General features: G+C 66.6%; 24 protein-coding genes and 1 pseudogene. 15 read left to right on the top strand and 10 right to left on the bottom strand.

The window, feature by feature from the left end:
• Positions 1–2: 2 nt before the first annotated feature.
• Together ACSQ9I_RS00125 and ACSQ9I_RS00120 are read right to left on the bottom strand one after the other, a co-directional pair.
• On the bottom strand, positions 3–587 hold the full coding sequence (locus ACSQ9I_RS00125; RefSeq protein WP_436311862.1) for a mobile mystery protein B: 585 nt from the start codon (positions 585–587) through the stop codon (positions 3–5).
• A complete protein-coding gene (locus ACSQ9I_RS00120) occupies positions 584–1,051 on the bottom strand; it encodes a mobile mystery protein A (protein WP_436311861.1) in 468 nt (155 codons plus the stop codon). The genes ACSQ9I_RS00125 and ACSQ9I_RS00120 overlap by 4 nt, the downstream gene beginning before the upstream one ends.
• Before the next feature lie 173 nt (positions 1,052–1,224).
• On the opposite strand from ACSQ9I_RS00120, the gene ACSQ9I_RS00115 reads away from it, so the two are divergent.
• The 8 genes and pseudogenes from ACSQ9I_RS00115 (at position 1,225) to ACSQ9I_RS00080 (ending at position 8,364) form a co-directional block, all read left to right on the top strand.
• Positions 1,225–2,334, top strand: coding sequence for an ABC transporter ATP-binding protein (locus ACSQ9I_RS00115; protein ID WP_436311860.1), 1,110 nt, complete (start codon positions 1,225–1,227; stop codon positions 2,332–2,334).
• 52 nt (positions 2,335–2,386) lie between these two features.
• Entirely contained in the window at positions 2,387–3,661 is a 1,275-nt protein-coding gene (locus ACSQ9I_RS00110) for an ABC transporter substrate-binding protein (protein WP_436311859.1), read from the top strand.
• A 106-nt stretch (positions 3,662–3,767) separates the two neighbouring features.
• A complete protein-coding gene (locus tag ACSQ9I_RS00105) occupies positions 3,768–4,670 on the top strand; it encodes an ABC transporter permease (RefSeq protein ID WP_436311858.1) in 903 nt (300 codons plus the stop codon).
• A gap of 1 nt (position 4,671) precedes the next feature.
• Positions 4,672–5,562 carry an ABC transporter permease gene (locus tag ACSQ9I_RS00100; RefSeq protein ID WP_436311857.1) on the top strand — a complete coding sequence of 297 codons (891 nt, stop codon included), beginning with the start codon at positions 4,672–4,674 and terminating at the stop codon, positions 5,560–5,562.
• Positions 5,562–6,308, top strand: a complete 747-nt coding sequence (locus ACSQ9I_RS00095) for an aspartate/glutamate racemase family protein (protein WP_436311856.1) — start codon at positions 5,562–5,564, stop codon at positions 6,306–6,308. Before ACSQ9I_RS00100 ends, ACSQ9I_RS00095 begins: the two co-directional genes overlap by 1 nt.
• 32 nt (positions 6,309–6,340) lie before the next feature.
• Positions 6,341–7,240 (top strand): pirin family protein, encoded by a 900-nt coding sequence (locus ACSQ9I_RS00090; protein ID WP_093107027.1) that lies wholly within the window; start codon positions 6,341–6,343, stop codon positions 7,238–7,240.
• Between the two features lie 236 nt (positions 7,241–7,476).
• Positions 7,477–7,676, top strand: a pseudogene (locus ACSQ9I_RS00085) (NADPH-dependent FMN reductase); the annotation flags it as partial.
• The gene (locus ACSQ9I_RS00080; RefSeq protein WP_436311855.1) at positions 7,645–8,364 is read left to right on the top strand and encodes a Spy/CpxP family protein refolding chaperone; all 720 of its coding nucleotides are present in this window, start codon (positions 7,645–7,647) and stop codon (positions 8,362–8,364) included. The pseudogene ACSQ9I_RS00085 and the gene ACSQ9I_RS00080, both read left to right, overlap by 32 nt.
• Before the next feature lie 63 nt (positions 8,365–8,427).
• Here the strand turns inward: ACSQ9I_RS00080 and ACSQ9I_RS00075 are convergent, their stop codons facing one another.
• The gene (locus ACSQ9I_RS00075; RefSeq protein ID WP_093107032.1) at positions 8,428–8,784 is read right to left on the bottom strand and encodes a serine/threonine protein kinase; all 357 of its coding nucleotides are present in this window, start codon (positions 8,782–8,784) and stop codon (positions 8,428–8,430) included.
• Between the two features lie 251 nt (positions 8,785–9,035).
• Between ACSQ9I_RS00075 and ACSQ9I_RS00070 the strand changes: the two genes are divergently transcribed.
• From ACSQ9I_RS00070 to ACSQ9I_RS00040, 7 genes are all read left to right on the top strand, one after another.
• A complete protein-coding gene (locus tag ACSQ9I_RS00070; RefSeq protein WP_093107034.1) occupies positions 9,036–9,764 on the top strand; it encodes an endonuclease/exonuclease/phosphatase family protein in 729 nt (242 codons plus the stop codon).
• A gap of 2 nt (positions 9,765–9,766) precedes the next feature.
• On the top strand, positions 9,767–10,999 hold the full coding sequence (gene clsB / locus ACSQ9I_RS00065) for a cardiolipin synthase ClsB (protein ID WP_436308259.1): 1,233 nt from the start codon (positions 9,767–9,769) through the stop codon (positions 10,997–10,999).
• Positions 10,996–11,958: a lysylphosphatidylglycerol synthase domain-containing protein gene (locus ACSQ9I_RS00060; protein WP_093107039.1), complete on the top strand. Its 963-nt coding sequence runs from the start codon at positions 10,996–10,998 to the stop codon at positions 11,956–11,958. The genes clsB and ACSQ9I_RS00060 overlap by 4 nt, the downstream gene beginning before the upstream one ends.
• Positions 11,955–12,113 carry a hypothetical protein gene (locus ACSQ9I_RS00055; RefSeq protein WP_436308258.1) on the top strand — a complete coding sequence of 53 codons (159 nt, stop codon included), beginning with the start codon at positions 11,955–11,957 and terminating at the stop codon, positions 12,111–12,113. The genes ACSQ9I_RS00060 and ACSQ9I_RS00055 overlap by 4 nt, the downstream gene beginning before the upstream one ends.
• Before the next feature lie 254 nt (positions 12,114–12,367).
• Entirely contained in the window at positions 12,368–12,856 is a 489-nt protein-coding gene (locus tag ACSQ9I_RS00050; protein WP_436302234.1) for a polyhydroxyalkanoate granule-associated phasin, read from the top strand.
• Between the two features lie 56 nt (positions 12,857–12,912).
• Positions 12,913–13,338: a MerR family transcriptional regulator gene (locus ACSQ9I_RS00045; RefSeq protein ID WP_436308257.1), complete on the top strand. Its 426-nt coding sequence runs from the start codon at positions 12,913–12,915 to the stop codon at positions 13,336–13,338.
• Entirely contained in the window at positions 13,335–13,781 is a 447-nt protein-coding gene (locus ACSQ9I_RS00040) for a PaaI family thioesterase (RefSeq protein ID WP_436311854.1), read from the top strand. The genes ACSQ9I_RS00045 and ACSQ9I_RS00040 overlap by 4 nt, the downstream gene beginning before the upstream one ends.
• Here ACSQ9I_RS00040 and ACSQ9I_RS00035 read toward each other — a convergent pair.
• The 7 genes from ACSQ9I_RS00035 to dnaA all read right to left on the bottom strand — a co-directional run.
• The gene (locus ACSQ9I_RS00035; protein ID WP_436311853.1) at positions 13,750–14,934 is read right to left on the bottom strand and encodes a metallophosphoesterase; all 1,185 of its coding nucleotides are present in this window, start codon (positions 14,932–14,934) and stop codon (positions 13,750–13,752) included. The genes ACSQ9I_RS00040 and ACSQ9I_RS00035 overlap by 32 nt on opposite strands.
• Positions 14,935–15,026: 92 nt before the next feature.
• Positions 15,027–15,338, bottom strand: coding sequence for a hypothetical protein (locus ACSQ9I_RS00030; RefSeq protein ID WP_244503867.1), 312 nt, complete (start codon positions 15,336–15,338; stop codon positions 15,027–15,029).
• Entirely contained in the window at positions 15,335–15,799 is a 465-nt protein-coding gene (locus ACSQ9I_RS00025; RefSeq protein WP_436311852.1) for a hypothetical protein, read from the bottom strand. The genes ACSQ9I_RS00030 and ACSQ9I_RS00025 overlap by 4 nt, the downstream gene beginning before the upstream one ends.
• Positions 15,800–15,907: 108 nt before the next feature.
• Positions 15,908–16,405, bottom strand: a complete 498-nt coding sequence (locus tag ACSQ9I_RS00020) for a hypothetical protein (protein ID WP_436308254.1) — start codon at positions 16,403–16,405, stop codon at positions 15,908–15,910.
• A gap of 162 nt (positions 16,406–16,567) precedes the next feature.
• Positions 16,568–19,192, bottom strand: a complete 2,625-nt coding sequence (gene gyrB, locus ACSQ9I_RS00015) for a DNA topoisomerase (ATP-hydrolyzing) subunit B (protein WP_436315686.1) — start codon at positions 19,190–19,192, stop codon at positions 16,568–16,570.
• 133 nt (positions 19,193–19,325) lie between these two features.
• The gene (gene dnaN, locus ACSQ9I_RS00010) at positions 19,326–20,432 is read right to left on the bottom strand and encodes a DNA polymerase III subunit beta (RefSeq protein ID WP_436311851.1); all 1,107 of its coding nucleotides are present in this window, start codon (positions 20,430–20,432) and stop codon (positions 19,326–19,328) included.
• A 269-nt stretch (positions 20,433–20,701) separates the two neighbouring features.
• Positions 20,702–22,081 (bottom strand): chromosomal replication initiator protein DnaA (gene dnaA / locus ACSQ9I_RS00005; protein ID WP_093107053.1); only part of this gene is annotated, 1,380 nt, incomplete at its 5' end.

The following is a 22,081-nucleotide window of genomic DNA, read 5'->3' as shown; positions in this document are numbered from 1 at the left end:
GCTCAGCTTCGCGCGAACCGGAGCAAGGGCGCCACCTCGCCCGCATCGGCGGCCCGCAGCGCGTCGAGGTAACGGGTGCGCGGGTCGCCGCTTCCCACCAGCGAGTTGCTGCCCCAGGTGAAGCGCGGACGGGCAAGCCGCAGCACCAGCTCATCGGCCATCAGGCGCGCATGGCGTCCGCTGCCGTTGGGGAAGGCATGGATCGATACCAGCCGGTGGTGGAAGCTCACGGCCATTTCATCCGGCGCCGTGCTTCGGTGTTCGACCTGGTAGCGCATGTTGTCGAGCAGGTCGCGCAAGCGCATCGAAACCTGCGTCCAATCGACGCCGATGTTCTTGTTGCTCGAGCGGAGAGTGCCCGCCCACGCCCAAGTCCGGTCGAACATCTTGCGATGCAGATCGCGAACGAAGCCTTCATCGAGCAGTTCGCGTTTTCGCTGGCGTGCCGCCCAGCGCACACCCTGGAGGATGTTGGCTTCTTCCCATGCGTTGAGGTCGGCCTGGGTGGCGATGTGTGCGGGAATGAGGCCTCGGGCTTCGTTCGGATCCAGGGGTGTCGCCCCCTTCGCGTCCACGAACGCCGTCACCACAGCTCCCGCCGCGAACCCTGAAGCAGTTCCCTGGCCAGAAGTTCGCCTTGAACGTCGCTCATCGCTTCCCCTACTTTCTGGTCTTCCAGGGACATCGAGTGCGAGACCGGGTACATGCGCTCGCGCGCGACCTCGAGTGCACGGTCCTGCAGCTGCTGCGAAAGCGATGTCCGGGGGACCAGCGCGTACTTGAGCTCGCAGTCGAGTGCCTGCGCGAGCTTGCGCAGGCTCGCCAATGTGATGGTGCCTTGCGCTTCGGCCTGTTCGAGCTTGCGCACACCCGCAGGGGTCAGGCCAAGCCGGCGCGCGAGCGCAGCCCCGCTCATGCCCAAGGCTTCGCGAATCGCCTTCGCCCAGCCGGCGAGCGGCGAGGGAGGAAGAGCCGCTTCTCTCCACACCTTAAGCGACGCGTCGGTCTGACGCAGCTGAAGGTCTCGAAAGCGGCTGTTTTCGATACTCATAGATTTCTTTTAATATAAGATAAAGAAACTCATAGGCTCCTTTATTTAGGATAAATTATTACCCATAGGTTCCATTGAACGCAATGGCCGCGATGACCGGCGCACCAAGTCGGCGCACGGGCGTTCTGCGAAGACCTGGGACCGCTGGCACATGTCTTGCGAAGTCGGCATCAATGGATGCTGTCACCGCCCTCCCGCCCGCAGCCGTTGAAATCGTCGCGCTCTCCAAGCGCTATGCCTCCGGCGCACCGCCGGCGGTGGACCAGATCGATTTGCGCATCGCCAGCGGCAGCTACTGCTGCCTGCTCGGCCCCTCGGGCTGCGGCAAGAGCACCACGCTGCGCATGGTCGCGGGGCACGAGTCGGTGTCCGGCGGCGACATCCTGCTGGACAACCGCAACATCACCAACCTGCCCGCCGCGGCGCGCGGCACCGCGATGATGTTCCAGAGCTTCGCGCTGTTTCCGCACCTCTCGGCGCTCGACAACGTGGCCTTCAGCCTCAAGATGAAGGGCGTCTCCAAGACCGAGCGCCACAAGCGGGCGGCGAACCTGCTCGAGCGCGTCGCCATGGGGCACCTGGCCGAGCGCAAGCCGGGCGAGCTCTCGGGCGGCCAGCAGCAGCGCGTGGCGCTGGCGCGGGCGCTCATCACCGAGCCGCGCGTGCTGCTGCTCGACGAGCCGCTGTCGGCACTCGACCCTTTTCTTCGCATCCAGATGCGCGCCGAACTCCGGCGCTGGCAGAAGGAGCTGGGCCTCACCTTCATCCATGTCACGCACTCGCAGGAGGAGGCGATGGCGCTGGCCGACACCATGGTGGTGATGAACCACGGGCTGATCGAGCAGGTCGGCTCGCCGCACCAGGTCTACGACCATCCGGCCAGCGAATTCGTCGCGCGCTTCATGGGGGGCCACAACGTGCTGGACACCCCCGAGGGACTGATCGCGGTGCGCAACGACCACATGCAGATCGCGCCCGCCGGCGCCAACGGCGAAGCCGGCCTCGCAGCCCACGTGACGGACGTCGAATACCAGGGCACCTACGTGCTGATGGGCGTCAGGCTCACGGGCGTGGCGCCGGAGCGCAGCGGCGTCTCGGTCCTGTTGTCGGAGAAGGCCTTCGGCATGCATCCCTATGCGGTCGGCGACGGCGTGTGCCTTTCTTGGTCGCCGGCCGATGCGCGTCCCCTGGGCCCCGGCGCCGTCCGCCCCAAGGGCGAACCGCCCGCCGGGCCGGTGTCGCGGCCTGCGCCCCTGTCCGCACTCGCGGCGATGGCGGCCTGATCGCCGCCGCTCATTTGTCCAGATTCATCACCGCACCATCAGGAGCCAAGCCATGTCCGAACCGATCGATTCATCCACCAACAAGGGCGTACAGCGCCGCACCCTGCTCCAGGGCACCGCGGGCATCCTGGCGGCCGGCGTGTTCCCCGCCATCCACGCGCAGGAAAAGATCGTGCTGCGCTACCTCGGCACCGCCGTCAACCAGGACAAGGCGATCGCCGAGAAGTTCAAGGCCGACACCGGCATCGAGATCCAGTACGTGGCCGTCACCACCGACGACGTCACCAAGCGCGCCGTCACTGCGCCCAACAGCTTCGACCTGATCGACACCGAGTACTTCTCGCTCAAGAAGATCGTGCCCACCGGCAACCTGAAGGGCATCGACACCACGAAGATCAAGAACGCCGACAAGATCACTTCGCTCTTCACCAAGGGCGAAGTGGCCGGCAAGAAAGTGGGCGACCAGGGCACCGCGCCCAAGAAGGTGATCTTTCTCGAGGGCGAGAAGAGCAAGGTGTTCGCGAAGTCGCCGACCCAGTTCATGTCGCTGATCCCGACCGTCTACAACGCCGACACGCTGGGCATCCGCCCCGACCTGATCAAGCGCCCGATCGAATCCTGGGCCGAGCTGCTGAACCCCGAGTTCAAGGGCAAGGCCGCGATCCTGAACATCCCCTCCATCGGCATCATGGACGCGGCGATGGTGGTGGAGTCCAAGGGCATCCACAAATACGCCGACAAGGGCAACATGACCAAGGCGGAGATCGACCTGACGATCAAGACCTTGATCGAAGCCAAGAAGGCCGGGCAGTTCCGGGCACTGTGGAAGGACTTCAACGAGTCGGTCAACCTGATGGCCTCGGGCGAGGTCGTGATCCAGTCGATGTGGTCGCCCGCCGTGACGGCCGTGCGCACCAAGGGCATCGCCTGCAACTTCCAGCCGCTCAAGGAGGGCTACCGCGCCTGGGCCGCCGGCTTCGGCCTGCCGGCCACGCTCTCGGGCAAGAAGCTCGACGGCGCCTACGAGTTCATCAACTGGTTCCTCGACGGCTGGGCCGGCGCGTATCTCAACCGCCAGGGCTACTACAGCGCCGTGCTCGAGACCGCCAAGGCCAAGATGGAGTCCTACGAGTGGGCCTACTGGATGGAAGGCAAGCCCGCCACGCAGGACATCAAGAGCCCCAACGGCGACCTGCTGGCCAAGACCGGCTCGGTGCGCGACGGCGGCAGCTACGAGCAGCGCATGGGCGGCATCGCGTGCTGGAACGCAGTGATGGACGAGAACGAGTACATGGTGAGGAAATGGAACGAGTTCGTTGCAGCGTGAGGGGTTTGACTCCCTCTCCCTCTGGGAGAGGGCGGGGGTGAGGGCAAGCAGCGCCCATCACCTGCCCTCACCCTAGCCCTCTCCCAGAGGGAGAGGGAACAAAACCATGAACCCACCGGCAACTGCAACGAGCATTCAGGCCATCAAGCCTTGGTGGCAGGCTGCGCCCTTCTCGCTGGTCTTCCTGCTCTTCTTCCTGATCCCGCTGGCGCTGATCGCGATGGTCAGCCTCTGGAACTTCAACGAGTACGAGCTGATTCCTGCAATCACGCTGCGCAACTACGCGAGCATCTTCGAAGGCTGCTCGCACCTCACGGACAACGGCGACTTCTGCGTCACGCTCTCCACCTACCTGAGCACGCTCAAGTTCTGTCTCCTGGTCTGGGGCATCACGCTTGTCATCGGCTTCGCGGTCGCCTACTTCCTGGCCTTCCACGTGCGCTCGCCGGGCATGCAGACCCTGCTCTTCGTGCTGTGCACCGTGCCCTTCTGGACCTCGAACGTGATCCGCATGATCTCGTGGGTGCCGCTGCTCGGGCGCAACGGGCTCGTCAACCAGGGCCTGGTGGGGCTGGGCCTGGTCGACGCGCCCGTCGAGTGGCTGCTGTTCTCGAACTTCTCGGTGGTGCTGGCCTTCGTGCATCTCTACACGATGTTCATGATCGTGCCGATCTTCAACTCGATGATGCGCATCGACCGCTCGCTGCTCGAGGCCGCGAGCGACGCCGGCGCCTCCGGCTGGCAGACGCTTTGGAACGTGATCGTGCCGCTCTCGCGAACCGGCATCCTGATCGGCTCGATCTTCGTCATCACCATCGTGATGGGCGACTTCGTGACCATCGGCGTGATGGGCGGCCAGCAGATCGCCTCGATCGGCAAGATCATCCAGGTGCAGACCTCCTACCTGCAGTTCCCGCTCGCGGCGGCCAACGCGATGATCCTGTTGGCCGTGGTGCTGATGATCATCTGGGGCCTGACGCGCCTGGTCGATATCCGCAAGGAGCTCTGACGTGAGCGCAAGGATCGGCGAGCAGCGCAGCGCAGGCTTCTGGCCGCTGGCGATCGTCTTCGCGCTCTTCGTGCTCTTTCTCTACGGCCCGATGATCACGATCTTCGTGCTGAGCTTCCAGGGCCCCGAAGGCGGCCTGACCTTTCCGCTGCGCGGCGTCTCGTTGCACTGGTTCTACAAGCTCGCCGAGGGCCTGGGCACGGTCGACATCGGCGCGGCTTTCCGGCGCTCGCTGATGCTGGGCGCGGTGGTGATGCTGTTCACCGTCGTGCTCTCGGTGCTCGCGGGCCTCGCCTTCCGCAAGAAGCTCGCGGGCGGCAACGCGCTGTTCTTCGTCACGGTCGCGAGCCTGATCATGCCTTCGATCATCGTGTCGCTGGGCATCGGGCTGCAGTTCCGGCTGCTCGACAGCGGTATCAAGGGCGCGCTCGCGGCGGCGGGCGCCGACGGGACGCTCGAGAACTACGGTACCGCGCTGGGCCTGCTCACCTCCGCACTCGGCGCGCACCTGACGTGGACGCTGCCCTTCGGCCTGCTGATCATGTTCGCGGTCTTCAACCGCTTCAACCCGGCTTTCGAGGAAGCTGCGCGCGACCTCGGCGCCACCCCCTGGCAGGGCTTCTGCCATGTGGTGCTGCCATTGATCGGACCGTCCGTCGTCGGCATCGGCATGTTCGGCTTCACGCTTTCGTGGGACGAGATCGCTCGCACCTCGCAGGCCATCGGCGACGTCAACACGCTGCCGCTCGAACTCCAGGGCCTGACCTCGACCGTCACCACGCCATCGATCTACGCGCTCGGCACGGTCACCACCGTGGTCTCCTTCATGGTGATGGCGCTTGCGCTCGGTTCCGCCGCCTGGCTGCGCCGGCGCGCTACACGGCGGCGCTGATGCCCCGCCTGCTCGTCATCAATCCCAACACCTCGGCGACGGTGAGCGCGCTGCTGCAGCGCCACGTGCAGAACGAAGTGAGCCCGGCCTTGAAGGTGCACACCGTCACCGCCCGCTTCGGCGCGCCCTACATCGCCAGCGAGGCCAGCTACGCGGTGGCGCAGCACGCGGTGCTCGATGCCTGGGCCGCAGCGCTGGCGCGCGGCGAGCGGCCCGACGCGGTGCTGATCGGCTGCTTCGGCGATCCGGGCCTGTTCGCCCTGCGCGAGGCCTGCAGCGTCCCGGTTGGCAGCCTCGCGGAAGCGGCCTTCGCGGCCGCGGCCCGGCACGGGCGCTTCGCCGTCGTGACGGGCGGCGAGCGCTGGCGGCCGATGCTCGAGCGCCTGGCCCTGGCGCTCGGTCACGCGCCCTCGCTCGCCGGCATCCACACGGTGGCTGCGAGCGGCGCCGAGCTCGCCGCCCACCCGGCAGGCGCCCACGCGCTGCTGGCCGAAGCCTGCCGCGAGGCGGCAGCGCGTTTCGACGCGCAGGCCGTGATCCTGGGCGGTGCCGGGCTGGCCGGCATGGCCGCCGCCATCGCGCCCGAGCTTGCAGTGCCTTTGATCGACAGCGTGAGCGCAGGCGCGCGCTGGGCGATCGAGGCCGGGCGCGCAGCAGCCGGGCCGCGGGCGGCCGGCCCCGAGGTGGCTTGGCAGGGCGTGTCCTGGGAGCTCGAGGCGCTGAACGGGCGGCAGCCCCACCCCTGACGCGGTCTCCGCTCCGTGCCACCATGGGTTGCATGAGCACCTCCAAGACCACCACCCATGCCGTCGAACCTGCCGCGCTGGCCAGCCCGCGCGGCATCGACCAGATCGTCGCCGGCGTCTCCACCAGCGATGGCGACGGCGTCAAGCTCACGCGCGTGCTGAACCAGACGCTGCAGCAGCGGCTCGATCCCTACCTGATGCTCGACGCCTTCGGCAGCGACAACCCGGGCGACTACATCGGCGGCTTTCCGAGCCACCCGCACCGCGGCTTCGAAACAGTGACTTACATGATCGCGGGCCGCATGCGACACCGCGACAGCGAGGGCCATGAAGGCCTGCTGGAAAACGGCGGCGTGCAGTGGATGACGGCCGGCCGCGGCCTGGTGCACAGCGAGCTGCCCGAGCAGGAAGAAGGGCTGATGGAAGGCTTCCAGCTCTGGCTCAACCTGCCGTCCAAGGACAAGATGCGCAAGCCCTGGTACCGCGACATTCAGAGCGACGAGATTCCCGCGTTCACCACACCCGCGGGCGTGCACGTGCGCGTGATCGCGGGCGAAAGCCATGGCATCCAGGGCGCGGTGCAGCGCGAGCACACCGAGCCGCTCTACCTCGATCTCACGCTGCCGCCCGGCACCGAGTTCGCCCAGCCGCTGGCGCCTGACCGCAATGCGTTGCTCCACGTGTTTCGCGAATCGCTCTTTATCGGGAGCAGCGAGATCCCTACCAAGCGCATGGCGATCCTCGCCAACGACCCCGAAAGCGACGGCGTGCTGCTGCGTGCGCCCGCCTCCAACCACAGCCCGGCGCGCGCGCTGCTGATCGCGGGCAAGCCCTTGCACGAGCCGATCGCGCAGTACGGCCCCTTCGTCATGAACACGCGCGAACAGGTGATGCAGGCCGTGCACGATTTCCAAAACGGCAAGCTGAGCTGAACTGTAGTCGCGCGCCTACGGTATTTCGGCCGTGGCGGCGCGGGACCGATGCGCGGCGGCTGCTTACATTCGGCCGCATGACCGAAGTCCGCAAGGGCCAGGCGCCGCCCATGCTCGAACGCGCCGAATTCCACGAACGCTTCATGCAGTCGTACCGGGACCCGGCCTTCCAGGCCGAGGCCGAAGCGCTCGGCCGCATCGAAGTCATCGCCTGGGAGGCCTACCAGCAAGGCCATGCCGGGGCCCAGGCGCGGCTGGACCGCTACATCGGCTACTACACGCCCTACGCGACCAGCCACGACGCGCTCGACGAGGACACCGGCGTGCAGGAAGAAGTGCGCAACATCACGCGTGCCGTCGCCCGCGCGTGGCCCGGTTGCGCGCGGGCCGGCTCGAGGTGCCCGATGCCGGCCTGGCGCCTCCGCGGCCCAAATAGAGCCCCCGCCTCGGTACGCGCCGAAATTTTTCTTTACGCAGGCACAACGCTGAGCTCACGGCCGGGATACAGAGCGCTTCGACACTCCCTCTCACCTGCTGCCCATCGGCGGCGGGCTTCTTCGAAAGGAAGCACCCTCATGATTTCGTCTCGCCAAAGCCTTCTCCTGGCCGGCCTGCTTGCCTCGGCCACTTTCGCCTCCTCCGCTGCTTTCGCCCAGGCGCCCCTCGCGGCGCCGGCGCCGCCGGCTGCTGAGGCACAGGTGGGCGCCTCCAAGGCCCCGGCGCAAGCCAAGCGCATGGATCGGGCCGAGCGCTTCGAGCGCATGCAAGCCCATCGCGCCGAGCGCCTGGCCGCGCTGAAGCAGAAGCTCCAGCTCACCCCGGCGCAGGAAGGCGCCTGGAGCAGCTTCGCGACGGCGCAACAGCCGCCGGCCCGCAAGGCAGGGCAAGCCCGTCCCGATCGCGCCGAGCTGGCCAAGATGACGACGCCGCAGCGCCTGGATCTGATGCAGACGCGCCACGCCGAACGCAGCGCGATGTTCGCCAAGCGCATCGATGCCACGCGCAGCTTCTATGCGGCGCTCACGCCCGAGCAGCAAAAGACCTTCGATGCGGAAGGCATGCGCTTCGGCCATCGCGGACACGGCCATCACCACCATGGCCATGGCGAAGCCGCCAAGAGCTGAGCCCGACTCCGGCCCATAAAAAAGCCCGCAGCGATGCGGGCTTTTTCCTGGTCGACTCGCACCTTACTGCGGCGTGCCGGTCTTGTCGGTCGGGTTGGTCGGAACCTCAGGCCGCTCACCCCTCTCCCCAAAGCGCGGCTTGACCTTGCGCGCCTGCTGACTCACGTCCATGCGCGTTTGCTCGCCGGTCGGCTGCGGCATCGCGTTGGGCTGGCTGTTCACGGTGGTGGTCGCCTCGCCCTTGGGCACCGGGTTGTTGGCGTTGTTGCGGTTGTGGGCGCGCGCCTCGGCCCTCACGGCCTCGCGCGAAGCCGGTTCGCTTCCGTCGGGCCGCTGGGTCGCGGTGCTCTGCGCGACGGCGACGCCGGCCAAGCCCATCAGGCCGGCGAGAAGCGTGGTGGCGATGAAACTTTGCTTCATGATGACTCCTTGTCTCTCGAGTTCAACGAATGTGAGCCCCTTCTTCATCAAGACTCCGGATTCAGCGTAGGAGCACCCAAGGCAGCCCCGTGTGGGGATGCGGCAGGCCTGCCTGTAGGAGTTGACCCGCGCCGGGCGCAGGCCGGCGCAAGTTCCTACAGCCGCCATGCGTACCTCGGCTTACAACTGCACATGTGAAGCCCTCTTCCCCTTCGGCCGGCGTGACGGCATCGCCCACCTCCCTCAAGGTCATGACCGTGAACACCCACAAAGGCTTCACGGCGCTCAACCGCAAGTTCATCCTGCCGGAGCTGCGCGAGGCGGTGCGCACGGTGGGTGCCGACGTGGTATTCCTGCAGGAGGTGCTGGGGACCCATTCGCGCCATTCCCGCAAGGTCGACAACTGGCCGGAGGCACCGCACTACGAATTCCTGGCCGACACCATGTGGCCGCAGTTCGCCTACGGCCGCAACGCGGTCTATCCCAAGGGGCATCACGGCAATGCCGTGTTGTCGAAGTTTCCGATCATCCATTTCAAGAACCACGACGTGTCGATCGTGGGCCCCGAGAAGCGCGGGCTCCTGCATTGCGTGCTGCGCCTGCCCGGCCGGCCGGTCGACGTGCACGTGATCTGCGCCCACCTGGGCCTGGCCGAAGGCCACCGGCTGCAGCAACTGGAGCTGCTGTGCCATATGGTGCGCGACGAGGTGCCGGCCGATGCGCCGCTGATCGTGGCCGGCGACTTCAACGACTGGCGCGGCCGCGCGCACGAGATCCTCGAACAGGGCGCGTCGCTGCGGGAGGTGTTCGTGCAGGCCAACGGCAGCGCGGCGAAGACCTTCCCCGCGCGCTTTCCGCTGCTCCCGCTGGACCGCATCTACGTGCGCAATGCCGGCGTGCACGCACCGGTGGTGCTGCCGCGCAAGCCCTGGTCGCACCTGTCGGACCACGCGCCGCTGGTGGCAGAGATCGAGCTGTGACCATGATGGGCAATCGCTGGGTCGGGGGCAATCGCGTCGAGCTGCTCGAGAACGGCGAGCAGTTCTTCCCACGCGTGTTCGACGCCATCCGCCACGCGCAGCGCGAAGTGATCATCGAGACCTTCATCCTGTTCGAGGACAAGGTCGGCAAGGAGCTCCATGGCGCCTTGCGGGCGGCGGCGCAACGCGGCGTGAAGGTCGACCTCATGGTCGACGGTTTCGGCTCGCCCGATCTTTCCGATGAATTCATCGAGGGGCTGACCTCGGCGGGCGTCAAGGTGCGCGTCTTCGATCCAGGCCAGCGCTTCCTCGGCCAGCGGCTCAATGTCTTCCGGCGCATGCATCGCAAGATCATGGTGGTCGACGGCACGCGCGCCTTCGTCGGCGGCATCAACTTCTCCGCCGACCACGTGATGGACTTCGGCCCGAAGGCGAAGCAGGACTATGCGGTCGAACTCGCGGGCCCGATCGTCACCGAGATCCACCGCTTCGTGCTGCGCGCGATCGCGATCGGAGGCAAGGGGCGTGGCTGGTTCAGGCGCCGCCTGCGCGCCGCCGCGCCGCACGATAACGCGCCGGCCGGCGATGCCGAGGTGCAGTTCGTCACCCGCGACAACCGCCGCCACACCAACGACATCGAGCGCCACTACCGCGCCGCCATCCGCAGCGCCCGGCAGCGCATCGTGATCGCCAATGCCTATTTCTTCCCGGGCTACCGGCTGATCAAGGAGATGCGGCGCGCGGCGCGGCGCGGCGTCGACGTGCGGCTGATTCTGCAAGGCGAGCCCGACATGCCGATCGTCAAGACGGCAGCCAGCATGCTGTATCACCACCTGCTGCACGCCGGCGTGCGCATCTACGAATACTGCGAGCGCCCGCTGCACGGCAAGGTCGCGCTGGCGGACGAACAGTGGAGCACGGTCGGATCCAGCAATCTGGACCCGCTGAGCCTGTCGCTGAACCTGGAAGCGAACGTGGTCGTGCGCGACCGGGCTTTCAACCAGCTCATGTCGGAGCGGCTCGATCGCCTTATGCGCGACCACTGCCAGCAGATCCAGACCTCGGATCTCACCGAATGGAGCGGCTGGCGCCTGGTGCGCAGCTTCTTCCTCTTCCACCTACTGCGCTGGTATCCATCCTGGGTCGGCTGGCTGCCGCGCCACGCGCCGCGACTCCATCCCCTCGAAGCGCCCGCGCCGCGCGGCGGCGGCGCGACGCAGACGGACACGGCGTGAACCCCTCGCGACGCCACGCCTGGTGGGTCTGGGCGAAGCGGATCGGCAGCTGGGTCTTCCTCGGCCTGGTCGCCTGGCTGCTGCTGCGGCAGGCGCGCGCCATCGACTGGGACGAGGTCTTCGAATCGGTCGGCCAGATCCCGCTGCCGATGCTGCTCGCCGCGGCCGCCCTCGCCGCCTGCAGCTTCACGCTCTACAGCAGCTACGACCTGCTGGGGCGCCACATGACGGGCCACACGCTGGGCACCGGCTCGGTGATGGGCGTCACCTTCATCAGCTATGCCTTCAACCTCAACCTCGGCGCGCTGATCGGCGGCGTGGCCTTCCGCTACCGCCTCTATTCGCGCCTGGGCCTGGGCGGCATCACCATCACGCGGGTACTCGGCTTCAGCATGCTGACCAACTGGCTCGGCTACCTGGTGGTCGCGGGCGCTGCCTTCTGTTTCTGGCCGATGACGCTGCCGCCCGACTGGAAGATCGGAGAGGGCGGCCTGCGCATCCTCGGCGCCACCCTGCTGCTGCTGGCCGCGGCCTACCTGGCGCTGTGCGCGATCGCGCGCGAGCATGTCTGGAACATCCGCGGCCACGAGCTGGAGACGCCGGCGCTGGGCATGGCGCTGCTGCAGCTCGTGATGTCCTGCATCAACTGGTCGCTGATCGGCGGCGTGATCTGGTTCCTGCTGCAGCGGCAACTGCCCTACCCGCACGTGCTCGGCGTGCTGCTGGTCGGCGCCGTGGCGGGCGTCATCACCCACGTGCCGGCCGGCCTGGGCGTGCTCGAAGCCGTCTTCGTCGCGCTGCTCGCGCACCAGTTTCCGCAGAGCCGGCTGCTCGGCGCGCTGCTCGCCTATCGCGCCATCTACTATCTGCTGCCGCTCGCCATCGCCACCGTGGCCTATGCAGTCACCGAGCTGCACGCCAAGCGCCTGCGGGCGTCGCGCCCAAGAGGGCCTGCATGAGCGAACGCGGCCGCTGGCACACCGGCCTGCGCGAGCTTCCGGTGCTGGTCACGCTGCATCCGTCGGCACTGCTGCGCGGCGATCCAGCCGAACGCGAATCGGCCTACGCGCAATGGCTGGCCGATCTTGAGCGAGCCGGCGAATGCCTCGCCTGAGACAGGGCTCAGAAGCGGTACAGATAGCAGATAGCGCACCCGCACGAAGTTCTCGCCCGGGTTCGGCTTCCTGATGGCGGCATTGCGATCTTCGAAGGCGGAAGCGGCAAGGGAGAGCGACCTCCGCGCTCTGCAGCGGACAGGCCAAGCTCGCCGTGACAAAAGGTAGGAAATATTCGCTCAACGGTTGCTGCAGTGCAGCACGCAGCAGTCGATAGGCCTATAGTCGGTGGACCTTTCCACCCAGAACGTCCATGTCGCCCAGCTTCTCTTCTTCCCGCTTCTTCAATCCGCTCATGCTGTGGGTCGACGTCGCCTTCAAGACCCACGAGATGCTGCTGTCTTCCGGCTCGGTGATCCAGCTGCGCACCGAACGCATCGCCCGCGCCGGGCTCTCCCCCAGTGCCGAGGACCTGGCGGAAATGCAGCTCATGGGCCACGAGAAACTCGCGGCAGCGAGCGAATCGGGCGCGGCCATGGCGAACCAGCTGCACAGCACCCAGTTCGCGCTCGTCAACCGCGCCGTCAAGCACTGGCTGGGCGGCGCCGTTGCGCTTTTTTCGCTCAGCACCAGCACCACGCCGACGCAGATCGAGACACACGGCCGGGCGCTCGCCGGCGCCGCTGCCCGCTCCGCCGCCACGCTGACCCAGCTGTCGAGCGCCGGCGCGCGCATCGCACAACGCGGGCTCAAGCCCATCCACGCCAAGGCCACCTCGAACGCGCGACGGCTCGCCGGCTGAAAAAAATCGGCCCGCTCCAAGCTTCGTGCAACGCGAGGCTTGCTAGCCTTGGGCCGATGCGGATCTCGGAACTCGCCCAACGCGCCGGCGTCACGGTGCACGCGCTGCGCCACTACGAGCGGCTCGGCCTGCTGCTGCCGGCACGCACCGATTCGGGCTACCGCGATTACCCTGAATCGATGCGACGCGAAGTGGTGTTCATCGCGATGGCGCGCCGCATCGGCTTCTCGCTTCCGGCGATCGCCGAGCTGCTGCCGGCCTATCGTACGGGCCGCCTCAGCATCACGCGGATGACCGATGCGCTGGAGGAACGCGTGGCCGCGCTGGACGCGCAGATCGCCGAGCTGCAGGCCCTGCGCGCGCAGGTGATCGAACACGCCGCCTGGCTGCGCGCGCAACGGCGCAAGCCGCCGGCAGCGGCGAAGAAGAAAGCACCCTGGCCCAAGACCTCCACCACATCCTCCTCGAAGGACAAGAGATGACCCGCACACCTCAGCTTCAACGGATCGAACAGGCCGTGCTCGCGATGCCGATGGCGCGCACACTGGGCCTGCGCTTCACGCAACTCGCACCGGGACAGGTCGAAGTCGAACTGCCCATCACCGAGCCGCTCACCTTCAGGCCGGGCCAGCTTCAGGCGACGCCGGTCTTCGCGGTCGCCGATTTCGCCGCGGTGTCCGCCGCCGCTTCCGTGCTGCCTGACGGCTGGAGCAACGCGACCGTCGACGCCACGCTGAAGCTCGTCGCACCCGCTGTGGGCCGCGCGGTGCGCGCACGCGGCCGCGTGGTGAGCGCCGGCCAGCTGCTCACCGTGTGCGCGGCCGAGGTCTACGCCATTGGCGAGAACGGGGAGGAACGCCTCTGTGCCACGCTCCTGGGCACGGCGCGCAACATCAAGCCGCCGGTACCAGCCGCAGCAGGGTGATTTCGGAAGGCGCGCCGAAGCGCTTGGGCGGTCCCCAGTAGCCGGTGCCGCGGCTGGTGTAGACCCACATCTCGCGCAGCCGGTGCAGCCCGGCCGTGAAAGGCTGCTGCAGCGGCACGAACAGGTTCCACGGAAAGAACTGGCCGCCGTGCGTGTGGCCCGAAAGCTGCAGCTGGTAGCCGGCTTCGGCCGCGGCCGGCGCGCTGCGCGGCTGGTGCGCGAGCAGCAGGCGCGTGCGCACCAGCGGCGGCGCATCGTGCAGCGCGCGCTGCGGATCGCTCGCATGCGCAGCATCGAAATGCGCGGCGGTGTAGTCGGTCACGCCGGCCACCACCAGCGCGCTGTCGAGCACCTCCTCGTCGGTCTGCGCGCCCCGCACATTGCGCGTCTGCAGCACCACGTGCTCGTTGAGCAGCACGCGCAGGCCCAGGCGGCGCAGCTCGTCGATCCATGCCTGTGCGCCCGCGTAGTACTCGTGGTTGCCGGTCACCACGAAGGTGCCGTGCCGCGCGCGCAGGCCGGCGAGCGGCGCGACATGCTCGCGCAGCTCGGCCACCGTGCCGTCGACCAGGTCGCCCGTGATCGCGATCATGTCCGCGCCCAGCGCATTGACCGCATCGACGATGCGCTGGATGTAGCCGCGCCGGATGGTCGGCCCGACGTGGATGTCGCTGAGCTGGGCGATCGTGAAGCCGTTCAGCCCGGAGGGCAGGTCGCGGATCGGCACATCGACCCGCACCACGCCGGCGGTGCGCCGCGCGTTGAAGAAGCCGATCAGCGAGATCAGCGTCGCCAGCAGCGGCACCGCCGCCGCGCTCCAGGCCTGCCCGCGCGGCCAATCGATGGCCCAGCCGCCGAGGGCGGTGGCGAGCCAGGTCAGCAGCAGGCCGGCGTCACGCGCCATCGTGAGCACGAACATCGACGAAAACCATCCCATGCAGAGGAGGCCCAGCCATTTCCACCCATCGGCCAGCGGCGCCCGGCCTGCGGAGCGTGCACCGACAAAGGGCAGTGGCATGGTCGCGGCCGAGAGCACCAGCGCCGCCAGCAGCATCGGCCAGGCGCCGGTGAGCAAGGCGAGCGCCGGCAGCAGCCGCAGGCCGATATAGGCGTGCAGCAGCGTGGTGAGAAGAATCAGGGGCGGGAGCGGCATCGAGGCCTTGAACAGTGCGCACAGTGCGGACACCGCATGTGGGCGCCGCCGCCTTCACATTCAAGGCGCGTGCCAGCAAAGAAAATGGCGCCTCAGTCGATGGCAAAGGCGATCGCGACCGCGCCCAATGCCAGGATCGCGAGGCCGGCCAGAAACAGCAGTTCCGCACGGCGCTCATGGCGCGGTCCTTCGCGCCGGGAACGCATCGACACGAAGGACAGCACCGCGCTCGCCAGGAAGATCAGCGCGTCGAAGGCCAGCAGCTTGTCGATCAGCACGCGCGAGTGGCCGTCGGGACGCAGGTGGCCGATCGACAGCACCGTCATGCACACGCCAATCATCGTGGCCGAGGTCGGCAGGATGTGCGCCGAAAGGCCCCGGCTCTCGAGGATCCGCGGAATCACGAACGCGCGCTCACGTCCGTGCCTGCGGGCCACAGGAAGAGGGTGCGGGTCGGGCTGCCGGCGCGGATCTCGACCGCCTGCTTCAGCGTCCGGCCGGCCAGCGTGGCTTGCACCTCATAGCGGCCAGGCTCGAGGCGCGCCACCATGAACGGGCCTTCGGCCGTCACATGCGCCAGCACGTCGCGGCCGGCGGCATCGCGCACCGACACGGAGACGTCGGCCGCGAAATCCGCGCGCGTGCCGTCCTTGATTGCGAATTCGAAGGTCGCCGGCCATCGCGGCGCGACGCTTTGCATCAGCACCGCCTCGTCGCTGCTGATGCCGCCGCTCATGTACTCGATGCCGTTCGTCATGCGGATCGGCGGGTTGTAGGCCGCCTGCGCCGCCAGTGCACCGAAAAGCGACGCGCCACCGATTGCCAGGGCGGCCACGGGCCGCCAGATCCGGGTTGTGTTCTTCATTGCCGTGTCCTTGCTCGGGTTGATGAGATCGGTGGAGGCCAGGCATCTGCACTCCACGCCCGGACTATGGGCGGCAAGACTTAGGCGAAGCTGAATCTGCGAGGACTCTCAGTCGCTGGTGCGGGCTGCGGCTTGTTGTTCCGGCATGAGCTGCCCGGTCGCGGCGGCGAAATCGACGTTGGATGGCCAGACGAAGGCAGCGCGGGACGCCATTCCGTTGAACACGATCAGCGGCTGCTGCAGCGTGATCCCGGCCAGCGTGGCCTCGACCTCGTAGGCGCCGGGGTCGAGCCGCGCCAGCATGAAGGGAGCGCTCGAAACGGCCTCCATCACCGGCCGGCCCGAATAGCGTTCGCGCACCACCACCTTCACGTCGGCCGGTACTTCGCCCGTTTTGGCACGGTTGACCGAGAACTCCAGCGTCGCCGCCCAGCGCGGCGAGACCATGCGCATGAACGCCGCCTCCGCGCTGCTTTTTCCGCCGCACATGTATTCGATGCCCTGCGCCATGCGGATGGGCGGGTTCGTCGTCAGTGCGTGCGCCGAAGTCCATGCACCAAAGAAAGCCAGAGCCACCGTGGGCCACCAAAACCGGGTTGCTTTCATCGCTTGCTGTCCTCGCTCCAAAAAACGGCGTCAATCCGCCGGAATTTTGCTTAGCAAGAGTCGGGCTAGGTATAGCGTTTACGAGGATTGGCGCGGCGCAGCGGCCTCGGCGGGCGGCTCGGCATGCGGTATTTCACGAACCGGCTTGAGCCGGGTTCGCAATTACACGTCGATGTTCGACGCCCGCAGCGCGTTCTGCTCGATGAACTCGCGGCGCGGCTCGACCTCGTCGCCCATCAGCATCGTGAACACGCGGTCGGCTTCGATCGCGTCGTCGATCTGCACGCGCAGCAGCCGGCGCACGGCCGGGTCCATGGTGGTTTCCCACAGCTGCTGGGGATTCATCTCGCCCAGGCCCTTGTAGCGCTGGCGCGCGGTGGCGTTTTCGGCCTGGCCGATCAGCCAGCGCACGGCCTCGCGGAAGTCGTTGACCTTTTCTTCCTTGGCCCGGTCGCCCTCGCCGCGCTTGACCACGGCCCCTTCGCCCAGCAGGCCGCGGAATGTCTGGGCGGCAGCGGCCAGCGCCGCGTAATCAGCGCCGTGCACGAAATCCTGCGTGATCACGCTGCTCTTGATGTTGCCGTGATGGCGGCGGCTGATGCGCAGGAGCGGCTTGTCGGTGCGCACGTCGAACTCGCTGGCCACCTCGGCGGGAACGCCCGTGGCGTCGAGTTCGCGCAGCTTGTTCTGCAGCGCCACGGCTGAAGCCTCGGCGCTGGCCGTGGTATCGAGATCCAGCGACACGCCATCGGCGATGGCACGCAGGGCCGCCGCATCGAGGAACACGCCCAGGCGTGCAATGACCGCTTCGGCCAACTGGTGCTTGCGTGCCAGCTCGGCCAGCGTGTCGCCGCTCAGAGTGGTCGGCTTCTCGCCACCGGTTTCGACGCTGGCATCCTTGAGCGCGACCTTGAGCAGGAAGGCATCGAGCGCCGGCCCGTCCTTCAGGTACTGCTCTTCCTTGCCGACCTTCACTTTGTAGAGCGGCGGCTGCGCGATGTAGATGTGGCCGCGCTCGACCAGCTCCGGCATCTGCCGGTAGAAGAAGGTCAAAAGCAGCGTGCGGATGTGGGCGCCATCGACGTCGGCGTCGGTCATGATGATGATGCGGTGGTAGCGCAGCTTCGCGACGTTGAAGTCGTCGGCGCCGCCGCCCGCACTCGTCGCGCCGGCCCGGCCGATGCCGGTGCCGAGCGCGGTGATCATGGTCAGGATTTCGTTGCTGGTCAGCAGCTTCTCGTAGCGTGCCTTCTCGACGTTCAGGATCTTGCCGCGCAAGGGCAGGATGGCCTGGAACTTCCGGTCGCGGCCCTGCTTGGCGGAGCCGCCGGCGGAGTCGCCCTCCACCAGGTACACCTCGCACAGCGCCGGGTCCTTTTCCTGGCAGTCGGCCAGCTTGCCGGGCAGGCCCATGCCGTCGAGCACGCCCTTGCGCCGCGTCATCTCGCGCGCCTTGCGGGCCGCTTCGCGCGCCCGCGCGGCGTCGACGATCTTGCCGCAGATGATCTTGGCGTCGTTCGGGCGCTCCTGCAGGTAGTCGGTGAGGAGCCGCCCGACGATGTCTTCCACCGGCGCGCGCACCTCGCTCGACACCAGCTTGTCCTTGGTCTGGCTCGAGAACTTGGGTTCGGGCACCTTCACGCTGAGCACGCAGCACAGGCCTTCGCGCATGTCGTCGCCGGTGACTTCGACCTTGGCCTTCTTGGCGAACTCGTTCTCTTCGATGTACTTGTTGATAACGCGCGTCATCGCGGCGCGCAGGCCGGTCAGGTGGGTGCCGCCGTCACGCTGCGGAATGTTGTTGGTGAAGCACAGCACCTGCTCGTTGTAGCCGCTGTTCCACTGCATCGCGACCTCGACGCCGATGTGCGTGCCCGGAATGCCGCCATAGGTGTCGGCCGGCTTCTCGCCCATCGCGTAGAACACGTTGGGATGCAGGACCGTCTTGCCCTTGTTGATGAATTCGACGAAGCCCTTGACGCCGCCGGCACCGGAGAAATCGTCTTCCTTGCCGGTGCGCTCGTCGAGCAGGCGGATGCGCACGCCGTTGTTCAGGAAGCTCAGTTCGCGCAGGCGCTTGCTGAGGATCTCGTAGTGGAAGTCGGCGTTTTCCTTGAAGATTTCGTCGTCGGGCAGGAAGTGCACCTCGGTGCCGCGCTTCTCGGTATCGCCCGTGATCTTCATCGGTGACACCTCGACGCCGTTCACCGTCTCGACGATGCGGTTTTGCACGAAGCCTTTGCTGAACTCCAGCGTGTGCACCTTGCCCTCGCGCCGCACCGTGAGGCGCAGCATCTTGCTGAGCGCGTTCACGCAGCTCACGCCGACGCCGTGCAGGCCGCCCGAGACCTTGTAGCTGTTCTGGTTGAACTTGCCGCCGGCGTGCAGCTCGGTGAGCGCGATCTCCGCCGCCGAGCGCTTGGGCTCGTGCTTGTCGTCCATCTTCACGCCGGTCGGGATGCCGCGGCCGTTGTCGACCACCGAGATCGAGTTGTCGGTATGGATGGTCACGACAATGTCGTCGCAGTACCCCGCCAGCGCTTCGTCGATCGAGTTGTCGACCACTTCGAACACGAGGTGGTGCAGGCCGGTGCCGTCGGAGGTATCGCCGATGTACATGCCGGGGCGCTTGCGCACGGCTTCCAGGCCTTCGAGGATCGTGATGGAGCCTTCGCCGTAGGAGTTGTCCGCGGTCGGTGTCACTTCGATCGGGATCGCGCTGTCGATCTCGGGGGTGTAAACCGGCTCGGTGTGCGGCACTTCCGGCTTGTTTTCTTCGCTCATCAGGATCCTTCTCTCTATCTCTCGGCGTTTGTTGCGCCATTCCAGGAATACCGCGGAACCGGCCTTGCCGGCCGGCTGGTATTGCCCCCTGCAAGGGGGTTGGAGGCCACACGAAGTGGGCAAGCCTGGGGGTGTGCTAAATCCTCATCGGCATCACGACGTACTTGAACGACGCGTTGTCGGGAATCGTCATCAGCACCGAGCTGTTGGAATCGGCGAGGTCCAGCTTCACCATGTCCTGGCCCATGTTGGCCAGCGCATCGATCAGGTAGGTCACGTTGAAGCCGATTTCGATGGCGTCGCCGCCGTAGTCGATGTCGAGCTCGTCCTGCGCTTCTTCCTGCTCGGCGTTGTTCGACGCGATGCGCAGGGTGCCGGGCTCGATGTTGAGCCGCACGCCCTTGAACTTCTCGCTGGTCAGGATCGCAGTGCGCTGCAGGCTGGCCAGGAGCGGCGCGCGGCCCAGAGTCACGCTGTTCTTGTGGGTCTTGGGGATCACGCGGTTGTAGTCGGGGAACTTGCCTTCGACCAGCTTGGTGACGAACTCCATGCCGCCGAAGCTGAACTTGGCCTGGTTGTTCGCGAACTGCATCTCGATCGCGCCTTCGGCGTCCGACAGCAGGCGCTGCATCTCGAGCACGGTCTTGCGCGGCAGGATGACTTCCTGGCGCGGCACCTCGACGTCGAGCATGGCCGATGCGAAGGCCAGGCGGTGGCCGTCAGTGGCCACCAGGCTCAGCTGCTTGCCCTCGGCCACGAACAGGATGCCGTTGAGGTAGTAGCGGATGTCATGCACCGCCATCGCAAACGAGACCTGGCTCAGCAGGTCTTTCAGCGTCTTCTGCGGCACGCTGAACACCGGGCCGAAGTTGGCCGATTCCTGCACCAGCGGGAAGTCTTCGGCCGGCAGCGACTGCAGCGTGAAGCGGCTCTTGCCGCCCTTGAGCACCAGCTTGCTCACGCTCGATTCGAGACTCACTGTCTGGTCGGCCGGCATGGTGCGCAGGATGTCGATCAGCTTGCGTGCGCCGATGGTGGTGGTGAAGTTGCCTTCGTCCCCGCCGAGTTCGGCATGGGTGCGGATCTGGATCTCGAGGTCGCTGGTGGTCAGCTGCAGGTTGCCGCCGGTCTTGCGGATCAGCACATTGGCCAGGATCGGCAGCGTGTGGCGTCGCTCCACGATGCCTGCCACCGATTGCAGCGCGGCGAGGACTTTGTCTTGTGTTGCCTTCAATACGATCATGTGTCTTACCTCTTCCTTATTTCTTTAATTCAACTTAGTAGTAGTAGATAAGGGATGCCCTCAGCTGTGGACAGGGCGATTTTCCGCTTTTGCGACAGCCACTTGGGTGAGCCGGCTGGCTGTGTGCAGCCGCGCTTCGCTGCTGTCGCGCAAAGGCGGACAACTTCGCGGTGCGCACCGCGGCTGTGGACAAGCACCCGCTTGTGCCGAAACTGTCCCCAGAGTTGTCCTTTGACAGGCTTTCGTGAATCTGCGATGACGCTCATTCCTCAGCCCTTGAGGGTTTGCTCCAGCACGTGCAGCTGCTGATTGAGCTCGGTGAGCTGCTGGCGCTCGCCCGAGATCTTTCGCACCGCGTGCAGCACCGTCGTGTGATCGCGGCCGCCGAACAGCTCGCCGATCTCCGGCAGGCTCTTCTGGGTCAGTTCCTTGGCCAGGTACATGGCGATCTGGCGCGGCCGGGCGATCGATGCCGGGCGCTTCTTCGAATACATGTCGGCGACCTTGATCTTGTAGTAGTCGGCCACCGTCTTCTGGATGTTCTCGACCGAGATCTGCCGATTCTGGATCGAGAGCAAGTCACGCAATGCTTCGCGCGCGAGCGCGATCGAAATTTCTTTCTGGTTGAAGCGCGAGTAGGCGAGGATCTTGCGCAGCGCGCCTTCGAGCTCGCGCACGTTGGAGCGGACGTTCTTGGCGACGAAGAAGGCCACTTCCTCGGGCATCTCTGCGCTTTCGGCGCGCGCCTTGTTGATCAGGATCGCCACGCGCATCTCGAGCTCGGGCGGCTCGATCGCGACCGTGAGGCCGGAATCGAAACGCGAGACCAGCCGCTCATGGATGTCCGCCAGGCCCTTGGGATAGGTGTCGCTCGTCATGACGATGTGCGACTTCTTGGCGAGCAGGGCTTCGAAGGCGTTGAAGAATTCCTCCTGCGTCCGGTCCTTGTTGGCGAAGAACTGGACGTCGTCGATCAAGAGCAGGTCGAGCGAGTGATAGCGCTCCTTGAACTCGTCGAAAGTCTTGCGCTGATAGGCTTTGACCACATCCGAAACGAATTGCTCCGCATGGATGTAGAGAACTTTGGCGTCCGGCCGGTCGGACAGGAGCCGGTTGCCCACCGCATGCATCAGGTGGGTCTTGCCCAGGCCGACCCCGCCGTAGATGAAAAGCGGGTTGTAAAGATGGCCGGGCATGCCGGCCACGTGCATCGCCGCTGCGCGCGCCATCCGGTTGGCTGTGCCTTCGACCAGCGTGTCGAAGGTGAGGCCGGAGTTCAGCCTGTTCTTGAATGCGGTGCCGCTCAGGTCCTCACCCGGGCCGGCCACGTCGCGCGGCACATCCGTTTCGGAGACGATGGCCATCGATACAGGCCTGGCAACGATTTCTCGAGGAGCGAGCGCTAACTCGATGATCACCGGCTGGCCATAGAGCTTCTCGGCCATGGAGGCGATCTTGCCGGCGTACTGGGCCCGGATCCAGTCGAGCTTGAAGCGGTTGGCGACGAAGACCGTGACCCGTGAAAGATCGTCCGCGACCCTCGCGGTCAGCGGCTTGATCCAGGTATTGAACTGCTGTTCGGACAGCTCCTGCGCGAGCTGGTCGACGCAGGCCTGCCAGAGGCTGTCACCGACGCCGTCACTCGGCAT

Source organism: Variovorax sp. LjRoot84 (genome assembly GCF_964254305.1).
In the GTDB taxonomy this organism is placed as follows: Bacteria; Pseudomonadota; Gammaproteobacteria; order Burkholderiales; family Burkholderiaceae_C; genus Variovorax.
The sequence above is the reverse complement of the archived record's forward strand: the minus strand, read 5'-3'. Positions and strand labels throughout refer to the sequence as shown.